Source organism: Buchnera aphidicola (Chaitophorus viminalis) (genome assembly GCF_026122795.1).
GTDB lineage: Bacteria > Pseudomonadota > Gammaproteobacteria > Enterobacterales > Enterobacteriaceae > Buchnera_J > Buchnera_J aphidicola_BK.
Window position 1 is genome coordinate 26973 of the sequence record NZ_JAIWQV010000003.1, and the last position, 12723, is coordinate 39695.

Consider the following 12723-nt stretch of genomic DNA (forward strand, 5'->3'; position numbering starts at 1 on the left):
AACGTTAATTATATAAGTTTTAATCAAAATATAAGGAAGATATGTGAATATATTGAATTTTGATTTTACCATTTATATAAAATTTTTTATTAGTTTAGTTATATTAATTAATCCTATAGGTATGATACCAATTTTTTTAAGTATGACAAATCATTTTTCTGATAAAGAAAAAAATAGAATTAATTTAGTAGCAAATTTTTCAGCGTTTTTAATTTTATTAATATCTTTGTTTTTTGGTCATTCAATTTTAAAATTTTTTGCAATTTCTATATCATCTGTTAAAATTTCTGGAGGTTTATTAATTTTAACTATAGCATTTTCTATGATTAATAATCATAATACTTCTTTATATTCAAAAAAAAAATATACTAAAAAAAATAATATACAAAGACATAATATTGCTATAATACCTTTAGCTATGCCTTTAATTGCTGGTCCTGGTGCTATTAGCACTACGATAATTTGGAGCATTCAAAATTCTAGTTTAACAAATATGATTTTTTTTAGTATAGTAATTTTTATATTTTTTATGCTTTGTTATTTTGTATTTCGTATTTCTCCATTTTTTATGTATTTTTTTGGTAAAACTGGTATGGAGATTATTACTAAAATTATGGGATTATTACTTATGTCTGTAGGAATAGAATTAATTACTTCTGGAATACGATTTATTCTTGATAAAAATGTTCATGATATTTAAAAATATTTGATCTTTTATGATACTATTTTAATTTATATGAAACCAAATAAAATTTATATTAGAAATTTAAAAAAAACTGATTGGAGTATTACTTCTAGTGCTATGCATATATTTACTAATTCTAGATCTCAGAAAACAATAGATGAATTATGGTTTACAGAACATAATTCAATTTTTACTACAGGTTTATTAGAAAAAAACAAAAATATTATTAAAAAAATACGTAATATTCCAATTGTTCAATGTAATAGAGGAGGTAAAATAACTTATCATGGTCCAGGACAGCAATTAGTTTATATGTTAATAAATTTAAAAGAAAAAAAAATTGGTATTAAAAAATTTCTTTTTTTGATTGAAAAAGTTGTAATTAAAACATTAAAAAAATTTCAGATTACTGCTTATACTATAAAAAATTCTCCAGGTATATATATTAATAAAAAAAAATTTTGTTTTATAGGTTTACGTGTTAAAAATCATTGTTCTTTATATGGAATATCTTATAATATACATACTGATTTAAGTTTATATAAATATATTAATCCTTGTGGAAATAAATTTATAAAAATTTTAAATTTAATAGATGTAATTCCTACAATTACAATGAATATTTTTAGAAAACAATTTATTAAAACATTTTTAAATATTTTTAAATATCAAGAAAAATATCAATCTTCATATAATGTTTTTAATAAAATATATCAAAATTAATTTCTTTAGATTTATTCTTTATATAAAAATATTTTTTTGTAAAATTTGAATTATTTTACCTTAAAAATAAAATTTTAATTGAGATTTATTAAATATGTTAATAAAACCAAATTGGATTAAAATTAAATTTCCTACTAATCTTAATAATATTCAGAATGTTAAAAAAGTTTTAAGAAATAAATCTTTAAAAACTGTATGTGAAGAAGCTAGATGTCCAAATTTACATGAATGTTTTAATAATGGAACTGCAACATTTATGATTTTAGGATCAATTTGTACACGTAAATGTCCTTTTTGTGCAGTAAAAAAAGGTCAACCGAAATATTTAGATAAAAATGAACCTAAAAATTTAGCAAAAGTAATAAAAAAAATGAATTTAAGTTATGTGGTCATTACTTCTGTAAATCGTGATGATTTAAAAGATGGTGGATCTTTACATTTTTCTAAATGTATTAAAGAAATTAGAAAAATTAAAAATATTAAAATTGAAATACTAGTTCCAGATTTTAGAAAAAAAGAAAATTTAGCATTGACTTTGATTGGAAAAAATTTACCTGATGTTTTTAATCATAATTTAGAAAATGTTCCTAGATTATATAAATATATTCGTCCAGGAGCTAATTATAAAAAATCTTTATATTTATTAAATAAATTTCATAAAAAATTTCCTCATATTCCAACTAAATCTGGATTAATGGTTGGATTAGGTGAAAAAAAAATTGAAATATTACAAGTTATTAAAGATCTTTATAATAATGGAGTATCTATGTTAACTATTGGACAATATTTACAACCAAGTAAATTTCATATTTCTGTAAAAAAATATTTTCATTTAGAAGAATTTGAAGAAATAAAAAATCAAGCTTTATTAATTGGTTTTAAGTATGTTTTTTGTGGTCCTTTAGTTCGATCATCATATCATGCTTTTGCACAATATAACGTAATTAAATAATAATTATTTATAATAGAATATAATTTTTAATTAGAGGATTAAAAGTGTTATATACTAACTTAAAAAAAACCTATAAAACAAAAATAATTATTGCATTAGATTATTCTAGTAAAAAAAAAGCATTAATGTTAATAAAAAATTTAAATCCAAAATTTTATAGATTAAAAATTGGAAAAGAAATGTTTTTTTTATTTGGTATAAATTTTTTAAAAAAAATTATACATTTAGGATTTAAAGTTTTTTTAGATTTAAAATTAAATGATATTCCTAATACTGTTTTTCGAGCTATTAAATCTTTTTCTAAATTAAATTTATGGATGATTAGTATTCATGCATCTGGAGGAAAAGATATGATGAAATCTGCTAAATCAGCAATAAAATTTTTTAAAAAACCTCCTTTATTAATTTCTGTAACAGTTTTAAGTAGTTTTTCAAATAAAAATTTAAATGAAATAGGAATATATTCCTCTATTAATAAACAAATTTTATTATTAGCAAAGTTATCTAAAAAAATTGGTTTAGATGGTGTTGTATGTCCTGGAAGCGCTGTTAAAGATATAAAAAAAATTTTAGGAGCAGATTTTAAAATTATCACTCCAGGAGTTAGAATGTTAAATAGTTCTTTGCATGATCAAAAAAATGTAATTACTCCAGAAAAAGCAGTAAATTTAAAAATAGATTACATTGTTTTAGGTAGAATTATTACTTTTTCACAGAATCCAATTAATGATTTAAAAAAAATTTTTTTATTAATTAATAATAAAAAAAAAAATTTTAATATTTTAAATATTAATAAAATATCAAACTAACATTTTGAAAATTATAGAGATTTCATGAGATTAAAAAAAATTGCACAATCTATATTACCTACACGTTGGGGTAAGTTTTCGATTATTGCTTTTGAAGAAAGTAATAAAAAAAAAAATAATAATCATATAGCTTTAATTTATGGAAATATATATCGTCAAAAAAAAACTATATTAGCTCGTATTCATTCAGAATGCTTAACTGGAGATTCATTATTTAGCTTACGTTGTGATTGCGGAATACAATTAAAAACTTCATTAAATATAATATCTCAAGAAGGTGCTGGAATTTTAATATATCATCGACAAGAAGGAAGAAATATAGGATTAATTAATAAAATTAAAGCGTATGCTTTACAAGATATGGGATTAGATACTGTAGAAGCAAATCATAAATTAGGTTTTTTATCCGATGAAAGAGATTTTAAAATTTGTTCAGATATTTTTAAATTATTAAAAATAAAAAAAATACGTTTATTAACCAATAATCCTAAAAAAGTTAAAATTTTAAGTAAACATGGTATTCAGATTCAAGAAAGAGTATCTTTAATTGTTGGTTTAAATAAAATAAATAAATTTTATGTTCATACAAAAAAAAATAAAATGGGTCATTTTTTTTAAAGATAATAGGAATATTCAAACAAATAATAATTTTTTGTGATATTTTTTTTAATTTTTAAAATTTTTTATAGTATTTTAATTTTTATATTATTTTATTTTTAATTTACTATTTAAAAAAAAATTTATAATTTATAATTTTTTATATAATATAAATTTTTATATAAATATAAAAATATTTTAAAAATATTTAATATAATTAAAATATTTTTTTATGAGTATATTTAATATCTAAAAAATAAATTAATTTTCTCTGTTTTTTATAAATTATTTTTATAAAAAATTTTTCTCGGTTTTCCTTTTTTATCTATAGCAACATAAATAAATTTTCCATATGTAGCTAGATATTCTTCTTGAATAGGCTTAGAATATAATCTTTTTACCCAAATTTCTATTTTTATTTTCATAGAACTAGTTCCAATTTTAATACATTTTCCATAGCAATTAATAATATCTCCGATAGAGATCGGATAAATAAAAGAAACTTTTTTTGCTTGCGCTGTTACTACTCTACCTAAAGATATTTGTTTTGCTAAGATTGCTCCTCCCATATCCATTTGTGACATTATCCATCCTCCAAAAATATTTCCATTAGCATTGGTATGATTAGGCATAGCTAAAGTTTTTAAAAGCATATTCTTTTTATTTTTAATATTTTCATTCATTTTTTTTTTTTTTGTTCCTGTTTTAAAATTTTTAATTTTTATAAAATAATAAAAATATTTAAATATTAACTTAAATTTTTTAAATTGATAATTTTCTTTAAAATTTAAATTTTGAATTTGTTTATTTAAATAACAAAAATATTTTATTTTAAATAAGTAGATTTTTTAAAAAAAATACATAATTTTTTAATTTTTTTAAGCATTTTATTTTCATTTAATAAATATTTTTCTATTAAAGAAATAATTTTTGAACCACATATAATGCCTGAAATTCCAGATTTAAATATTAATTTTATATTAGTACATTTATTTATTCCAAAACCATTTAAAATAGGTGCAGATTTATTTTTTATTAACATATTAATTATTTTAATATTAATTTTTGTATTTTTTTTATGAATTCCTGTGACTCCAGTTCTAGATACTAAATATACATAATCTTGACTATATTTAGATATTTTTTTAATTAATATATTATTAGCATTTGGAGGACATATATAAATTGAAGATATTTTATTTAATAAAGAATATTTACGAAATTCATATGATTCTTGTATAGGAACATCAGGAATAAGTACTGAATCTATTCCAGATTTATAACAATAATAATAAAATTTTTTGATACCAAAATTGAAAATTAAATTTGCATATATTAATAGTCCTATAGGTAATTTTTTATTTTCTTTACGTATTTTTTTTATCGTTTTAAAGATTTTTTTTATAGAAATTTTATTTTTTAAAGCACGTTTATTAGATTTTTGTATGATCGGTCCGTCTGCTAATGGATCTGAAAATGGTATACCAAGTTCTATAGCATCTGCTCCAGAAGAAATCACAGTTTTAATAATTTTTATAGATTGTTTTAAATTAGGATCACCTAAAATTAAAAATGGAACAAAAATTTTTTCTGTATTTTTTTTATTATTAAACATAACTTTATATCGATTCATTAAATTTCCTTAATATTTAGATCATTTTTTTTTAAAAATTTATTTACTGTTTCAATATCTTTATCTCCTCTTCCAGATAAATTTACAATAAATATTTGTTTTTTATTTTTATTTTTATTCATTAATTGTAATGCATATGATAAAGCATGAGATGATTCTAATGCTGGAATAATACCTTCTTTTTTTGATAATAACAAAAAAGCTTTAATAGCATCTATATCTAATACAGAAACATATTTTACTACTTTATTTTTTTTTAACCATGCATGTTCTGGACCTACTGAAGGAAAATTTAATCCAGAAGAAATTGACCATGATTTTTTAATTTGTCCTTCTTTCGATTGTAAAATTAAAGATTTCATTCCAAAATAAATACCTGTAGTACCTTTAGTTAATGAAGCGCTATGTTTTTTTGTTTGAAGACCTTTTCCAGCAGCTTCTACTCCAATTAAAGATATAGATTTATTATTCAAAAAAGATTCAAATATTCCAATAGAATTAGATCCTCCTCCTACGCAAGCTATTATTGAATTTGGAAGTTTATTTTCTTTTAATAAAATTTGTTTAATGGTTTCTTGACCAATTATTTTTTGAAAATATTTTACTATTTTCGGGTAAGGATGAGGTCCTGCTACTGTTCCTAACATATAATATGCTGTATTATAGTTTTCTGACCAATCTCGCATAGCTTCATTACATGCATCTTTTAATGTCGAGTTTCCAGAATTTACCGGAATTATTTTTGCTCCCATTAATTTCATTCGTAAAACATTTGAATATTGACGTTGAATATCTTTTTCTCCCATATAAATTCTACATTTTAAATTTAATCTAGCACATACAAGAGCTGATGCAACTCCATGTTGTCCTGCTCCTGTTTCTGCAATAATTTCTTTTTTATTCATTTTTTTAGCTAATAATGCTTGTCCTAGAACTTGATTAGTTTTATGTGCTCCTCCATGTAATAAATCTTCTCTTTTTAAATAAATTTTAGTTTTTGTTCCTTGTGTAATATTTTTACATAATGTTAATGGAGTAGGTCGTCCTGCAAAATTTTTTAATAATTCATTAAATTTTTTTTTAAACTTAATATTTTTTTTTTCTTGAAGAAAACATTTTTCTAATTCATTTAATGCAGGAATTAATATTTCTGGAACGAATTGTCCTCCAAATTTTCCAAAATATGAATTATTTTTTTTCATTTTTTTTTCCTTATAATATAATTTCTTATAATTTTAAATATTTTTTTTATTTTATGTTTATCTTTAATTCCTATACTTTTTTCTAATCCAGAATTAAAATCTAAACCAAAGAAATTAGATTGTAATGCTTTTTGAACATTTGTTAAATTTAGTCCACCTGATAATATAATTTCTTTTAAATTTTCATTTTTTAATATTTTCCAATTAAAACTTTTTCCACTTCCTGGATTAATATTATCAAATAAATATTTATTAACATTTAAAAATTTTTGATAAAAATATATATTTTTATTTACTCCTATAGATTTCCAAATTTTTATTTTATATCCTAAATGTTTTATAAGAGTTTGTATATATTCTTCATTTTCTGTTCCGTGTAATTGTATAGTTTTTAGATTTAATAATGAAACTTTTTTAATAATTTCACTAATATTTTGATTTTGAAATACTCCTACAAATTTTAAATTTTTAATAGAAGTAATTTTTTCTGCTTTTTTAAAATTTATTTTTCTTGGAGAATTTTTACAAAAAATTAATCCACCATAAATTGCTCCATATTTTTCTGATATTTTTGCATCTTTTATTCGTGTTAAACCACAAATTTTATTATTCCCAAAAATAATTTTTTTAACTGCTATACTTAAGTTTTTTTTTTTCATTAAACTAGAACCAATTAAGAATCCATTTACTATAGAAGATAATTTTCTAAGTTGAAAATTTTTATAGAATCCAGATTCGCTAATAATGATTGCTTTTTTATGAATTAAAGGAGCTAGATTATAGGTATTATTGATATCGATTGAAAGATTTTTTAAGTTACGATTATTAATTCCAATTACTTGAGCTTTTAAATATATTGCTCTTTTTAATTCTTGTATATTATGTACTTCTGTTAAAATACCTAAATTCATATTTTTACATAAATTTGATAAAAAAATATATTCATTATCATTTAAAACAGATAACATTAATAAAACAGCATCTGCTTGATAATATCTAGCTAAATATATTTGATATGGATCAAAAATAAAATCTTTACATAAAATAGGTTGTGATACTTGATTTCTTACGATAGATATGTTTTCTATATTTCCATGAAAATAATGATTTTCTGTGATTACTGAAATTACATCAGCGTATTTTTTATATACAGAGGAAATTTCATTTAAATTAAAATTTTTATTAATTATTCCTAATGAAGGTGAAGATTTTTTACATTCTAAAATAAAAGAAATTTTATTTTTATTTAAAGATTTAATAAAACTTCTAGTTTTTATAGAAATTTTTTTTTGTAAATATTGAATTGGTTTTTTAATTTTTTGATTTTCAATCCATTTTTTTTTTTTAATTAAGATTTTTTTTAATGTTGTTTGAATCATATTTCTCCTACTCTAGAAATATTTTTTATAAAATTATAAATTTTACCGCTATGAAGAATTTTTAAACTATCTATAGTATTTTTTTTTAAATTTTTATTTCCGAAAATTTTTAATAAAATAGATGTGTTTATTGCTATTAATTCGTTATCTTCATCTGATCCTTTACCTTTAAAAATTTTTTTTAAAATTTTAAAGTTGTCTTGTAAAGATCTTTTTTCAATATTTTTTTTTATTCTCCATGATAAACCAAAATCTGAAGGAGTGTATACTTTAGAAGTAATTTTTTTATTTTTAATTTTCACTAAATAAGTGGGTTTATATAAAGTTGCTTCATCTGTTTTATCACTATTAATTAAAAATATTTTTTTATATTTCATTTTTTGTATTATTTTTGCCATAAAAAACATAATATCCTTACTATACGTTCCAATTACTCCTAATTTTGGTTGAGAAGGATTAAGAAGAGGTCCTGCAATATTAAAAAAAGTTCTTATTTTTAATTCTGATCGAACTTGATGAACATGTTTAAATATAGGATTATATTTTTGTGCATTTAAAAAACAAATATTAAATTTGTTAAACATTTGTTTTGATGATTCTATAGACATTTGTGTATTAATATTGAAACATTGTAGTATATTAGAAGATCCAGAACTACTAGTAATACTTTCATTGCAATGTTTAATAATTTTAAATCCTAATAATGCTGCAATTAAAGCACTAGATGTAGAAATATTAATTCCATTACTTGAATCTCCACCTGTACCTGCTATATCAGAATATTTACATTTTTGTTTAGGAAATTTTTTCATTAACTTCCAGGATGCTTGTATTAATCCTAATATTTCTCTTTTTTTAATTCCTTTTATTTTAATAGCAGTTATAATACTAGAAATTTGTGATAAATTAATTTTTTTTTTTCCAATTAAAAGCATTAATTTATACATTTCTGTTTTTTGAAGATTTTTAGAACATAACAACTTATTTAAAATTTTTTTCATTTTTTTTTTATTCGTATAATAAATTAATATTTTTGAAATAATACTTAATTTTTAATTTTTATTTTTTAAATTTTAAAAATATTTAAATAATATTTTTTAATTTTTAATTATTAGAGATTTAATATAAATTATTTTTAATATAATGATTTTATTTTTTTTAAAATTAATGAAAGAACTTTAGCATTATTTGCGATAATAACAGTTTTATTATTGTAATCAAATCCTCCTTGATAATCACTAATTATTCCTCCTGTTTCTTTAACATGTAAAATTCCTGAATAATAATTCTTTATTTTAAAATTATATTCAATAATACAATCAATTCTTCCATTAGCCAAGTAAGCTAAATCTAAAGGTACTAAATTAGTACTTCTAAAAATAATTCCTTTTTTAAAAATTTTTTTTAAAATTTTATAAAAAATATGATTTTTTTGAAAGATCATATAATTAATTTTAGCAGAAACAAAAATTTTTTTTAACAAATATGTTTTTGAAGATCGCATTCTATGTCCATTAATTTGTGCTCCATGACCATTTACTGCTGTAAATAATTCATTTTTTAATGGATCATATATTACTGAAGAGTTAATTTTTTTTTGTACAAAAATGGTTATTGAAACGCAAAAATTTGGAAATCTTTTCTTAAAATTTTTTTTTCCATGAATAAGATTAATTATCCATGTTGGATTTTTAAATTTTTTTAATTTAGAACTGTTATAATTAAATAATATATGATGTTTAAAATATGATTTTTTTATTAGATTTATAATCATATTTTTTGTTTTATAAATTTCTTTTTGAAGAATTTCTTTATTTTTTAGATAGTTAAATGTATTTTTATCATATGCTTGAATAATATTATTACCTCCTTTTATGGCTGCCTGAATTGCTATATTTAATATAGGATGCATTTTTTTTTTCCTGTGTGTAATAAAATTAAAAAATATTATTTTATAAAATAAAAGTCGTTATATAATAGTACAATTACTAGATTAAAAATATTTAAATTATTTATTTATTTTTTATTTTATATAAATATTTTTATACAATTTAATTGTATCAAGTTTTTTAGATGATTTATTTTTTTTCTGAAATATATTAAAAAATATATTTTGATATTAATTTTATACCAGAGATAATATTTATTATGATTAAAAAAATAAAATCCATAAGAGGAATGCATGATTACCTTCCTGAAGAGTTATATTTTTGGGAATATACTGAAAAAATTTTAAAAATAATATTTAAGAATTATGGATATAAAGAAATTAGATTACCAATATTAGAACATACTCAATTATTTAAAAAATCTATTGGAAAGGTTACTGATATTATAGAAAAAGAAATGTATACATTTTTTGATAATAAAAAAAAAAGTATTACATTACGTCCAGAAGCTACAGCAAGTTGTGCAAGAGCTGTTTTAGAGAATAATCTATTAAAAAATATTAATCAAAGATTTTGGTATTTTGGTCCAATGTTTAGATATGAAAGACCTCAAAAATGTCGTTATAGACAATTTTATCAATTTGGTTGTGAAGTTTATGGTTTAAGTGATCCTTGTATAGATTTAGAATTAATTATACTTTTATATCGTTGTTGGAAAAATTTAAAAATAGATAAAAAAATTTTTTTAGAAATAAATTCTATTGGAAGTATTCAATCTCGTGAAAAGTATAAATCTGATTTAAAATTTTTCTTAAATTCTAATATAGATTCTTTAGATATAGAATCTAGAAAAAGATTATATACTAATCCTCTAAGAATATTGGACAGCAAAAATTTAAATGTTCAAAATTTATTAAGACATGGTCCAGTTTTACTAGATTATATTGATAAAAATTCTAAAAATCATTTTAAAAATTTATGTTCTTTAATTAAAAAAATGAATATTCCTTTTATAATAAATAAAAATTTAGTACGTGGATTAGATTATTATAATAGCGTTGTATTTGAATGGAAATATAAAAGTAAAAAATTAGGTTCTCAAAATACTATCTGTGCTGGTGGACGTTATGATAATTTAATTAATATTTTAGGAGGACCGTCTACTCCTGCGTTAGGATTTGCAATTGGTATGGAACGTTTAATATATATTCTGCGAAAAAATAAAAAAAAAATAAATCAAAATTTAACAAATGATATTTATATAATTTCTGATTTACGTGAAAATAAGATATTATGTATAAAATATTCAGAAAAAATTAGAAATTATTTTAGTAAATTAAAAATTATTCAGGATTTTAATCTTGGCTCAATAAAAAAAAAAATTATTCGAGCAAAAAAATTTCAATCAAAAATAATTATTATTATAAATAAATATACATTAATTAATAATATAATTGAAATTCGATATTGTAATACTAATAAAATCAAATTAATAAATATAAAAAAAGTTATTACAACATTAAAAAAATTTTTTTTAAAATAATATATTTACATTTAAATATAATATTTTCAATATTACAGTAAGGATTTTAAAAAGATGTACTTTGATCAAAGTAAAAATTTTAAAAATGATACAAAATTATGGAATTTATTATATAAAGAAACTCAAAGACAAAATAAAAATATTACTCTTATAGCTTCAGAAAATTATGCTACTAAAGAAGTAATGTTAGCTCAAGGATCTATTTTAACAAACAAATATGCTGAAGGATATCCAAATCATCGTTATTATGGAGGATGTAAATATATAGATAAAATAGAAAATTTAGCAATTTCAAGAGCTAAAAAATTATTTCAAGCAGATTATGCTAATGTTCAACCTCATTCTGGTTCTCAAGCAAATTTTTCTGTTTATAACGCTCTTTTAAAACCTGGAGATTTAATTTTAGGAATGAATTTAATTGATGGAGGTCATTTAACACATGGATCTTTAGTAAATTTTTCTGGAAAAATATATAAATCTATATCTTATAAATTAAATAAATTTGAAAAAATTGATTATTCAAATATTAGATTTTTAGCAAAAAAATATCAACCTAAAATTATTATTGGTGGTTTTTCTTCTTATTCAGGTCAATGTAATTGGAAAAAAATGAGAGAAATAGCTGATGAAATTAAAGCTTATTTGGTTGTAGATATTGCTCATATTGCTGGATTAATAGCTTCTAATTTATATCCAAGTCCTATAAATTATGCTCATGTAGTAACTACCACTACACATAAAACACTTTCTGGACCAAGAGGAGGTTTAATATTATCTAACGCAAAAGATAAATTATTATATGAAAAATTAGATAAATCTATTTTTCCTGGATCTCAAGGAGGACCATTAATGCATGTTATAGCAGCTAAAGCTATTTCATTTAAACATGCTATGAGTACGTCATTTAAAAAATATCAAAAACAAATTTTAAAAAATTCTCAAGTAATGTCAAAATATTTTTTAAAAAAGAAATTTAAAATAGTTTCTAATGGTACAAAAAATCATTTATTTGTTCTAAATCTTGTTCAAAATAATATTACAGGAAAAGATGCAGAAGATTTTTTAAGTTGTTCGAATATTATAGTTAATAAAAATACAATACCGAATGATTTAAAAAGTCCTTTTATAACTTCTGGAATTCGTATTGGAACTCCAGCGATTACAAATCGTGGAATAAAAGAATCAGAATCAGAAGAAATTGCTTATTTAATTACTGTTTTATTAAATAATTTTAAAAACTATAACATAAGTTCTAAAATTAAAAAAAATATACTAAGTATTTGTAAAAAATATCCAATTTATTCATAATTT

At 20.0% G+C, this 12723-nt stretch carries 12 protein-coding genes and 1 pseudogene; 7 read left to right on the plus strand and 6 right to left on the minus strand.

The features are described 5' to 3' along the window. Positions 1-43: 43 nt before the first annotated feature. The 5 genes and pseudogenes from LDP12_RS01710 (at position 44) to ribA (ending at position 3787) form a co-directional block, all read left to right on the plus strand. The gene (locus tag LDP12_RS01710) at positions 44-700 is read left to right on the plus strand and encodes a YchE family NAAT transporter (RefSeq protein ID WP_265226653.1); all 657 of its coding nucleotides are present in this window, start codon (positions 44-46) and stop codon (positions 698-700) included. A 36-nt stretch (positions 701-736) separates the two neighbouring features. Further along, positions 737-1408 carry a lipoyl(octanoyl) transferase LipB gene (lipB, locus tag LDP12_RS01715; protein ID WP_265226654.1) on the plus strand — a complete coding sequence of 224 codons (672 nt, stop codon included), beginning with the start codon at positions 737-739 and terminating at the stop codon, positions 1406-1408. Positions 1409-1505: 97 nt separating this feature from the next. After that, positions 1506-2360: pseudogene (gene lipA, locus LDP12_RS01720) on the plus strand (lipoyl synthase); the annotation flags it as partial. Between the two features lie 44 nt (positions 2361-2404). Further along, the gene (gene pyrF / locus LDP12_RS01725) at positions 2405-3169 is read left to right on the plus strand and encodes an orotidine-5'-phosphate decarboxylase (protein ID WP_265226656.1); all 765 of its coding nucleotides are present in this window, start codon (positions 2405-2407) and stop codon (positions 3167-3169) included. A 24-nt stretch (positions 3170-3193) separates the two neighbouring features. Continuing rightward, complete coding sequence (gene ribA / locus LDP12_RS01730; protein WP_265226657.1) at positions 3194-3787, plus strand: GTP cyclohydrolase II; 594 nt, start codon at positions 3194-3196, stop codon at positions 3785-3787. A gap of 257 nt (positions 3788-4044) precedes the next feature. Here the strand turns inward: ribA and yciA are convergent, their stop codons facing one another. From yciA to LDP12_RS01760, 6 genes are all read right to left on the minus strand, one after another. Next, positions 4045-4449: an acyl-CoA thioester hydrolase YciA gene (gene yciA / locus LDP12_RS01735; RefSeq protein WP_265226658.1), complete on the minus strand. Its 405-nt coding sequence runs from the start codon at positions 4447-4449 to the stop codon at positions 4045-4047. Positions 4450-4592: 143 nt separating this feature from the next. Continuing rightward, positions 4593-5399: a tryptophan synthase subunit alpha gene (gene trpA / locus LDP12_RS01740; RefSeq protein WP_265226659.1), complete on the minus strand. Its 807-nt coding sequence runs from the start codon at positions 5397-5399 to the stop codon at positions 4593-4595. After that, the gene (gene trpB, locus LDP12_RS01745) at positions 5399-6601 is read right to left on the minus strand and encodes a tryptophan synthase subunit beta (protein WP_265226660.1); all 1203 of its coding nucleotides are present in this window, start codon (positions 6599-6601) and stop codon (positions 5399-5401) included. Before trpB ends, trpA begins: the two co-directional genes overlap by 1 nt. Then, the gene (gene trpCF, locus LDP12_RS01750) at positions 6598-7980 is read right to left on the minus strand and encodes a bifunctional indole-3-glycerol-phosphate synthase TrpC/phosphoribosylanthranilate isomerase TrpF (protein ID WP_265226661.1); all 1383 of its coding nucleotides are present in this window, start codon (positions 7978-7980) and stop codon (positions 6598-6600) included. The genes trpB and trpCF overlap by 4 nt, the downstream gene beginning before the upstream one ends. Continuing rightward, complete coding sequence (gene trpD, locus LDP12_RS01755; RefSeq protein ID WP_265226662.1) at positions 7977-8981, minus strand: anthranilate phosphoribosyltransferase; 1005 nt, start codon at positions 8979-8981, stop codon at positions 7977-7979. Before trpD ends, trpCF begins: the two co-directional genes overlap by 4 nt. Before the next feature lie 134 nt (positions 8982-9115). Then, entirely contained in the window at positions 9116-9892 is a 777-nt protein-coding gene (locus LDP12_RS01760; protein WP_265226663.1) for an inositol monophosphatase family protein, read from the minus strand. Between the two features lie 236 nt (positions 9893-10128). Here LDP12_RS01760 and hisS point away from each other — a divergent pair, with 236 nt between their 5' ends. Both hisS and glyA read left to right on the plus strand, forming a co-directional pair. Then, the gene (gene hisS, locus LDP12_RS01765) at positions 10129-11412 is read left to right on the plus strand and encodes a histidine--tRNA ligase (protein ID WP_265226664.1); all 1284 of its coding nucleotides are present in this window, start codon (positions 10129-10131) and stop codon (positions 11410-11412) included. 54 nt (positions 11413-11466) lie between these two features. Beyond that, on the plus strand, positions 11467-12720 hold the full coding sequence (glyA, locus tag LDP12_RS01770; RefSeq protein ID WP_265226665.1) for a serine hydroxymethyltransferase: 1254 nt from the start codon (positions 11467-11469) through the stop codon (positions 12718-12720). Positions 12721-12723 lie beyond the last annotated feature (3 nt).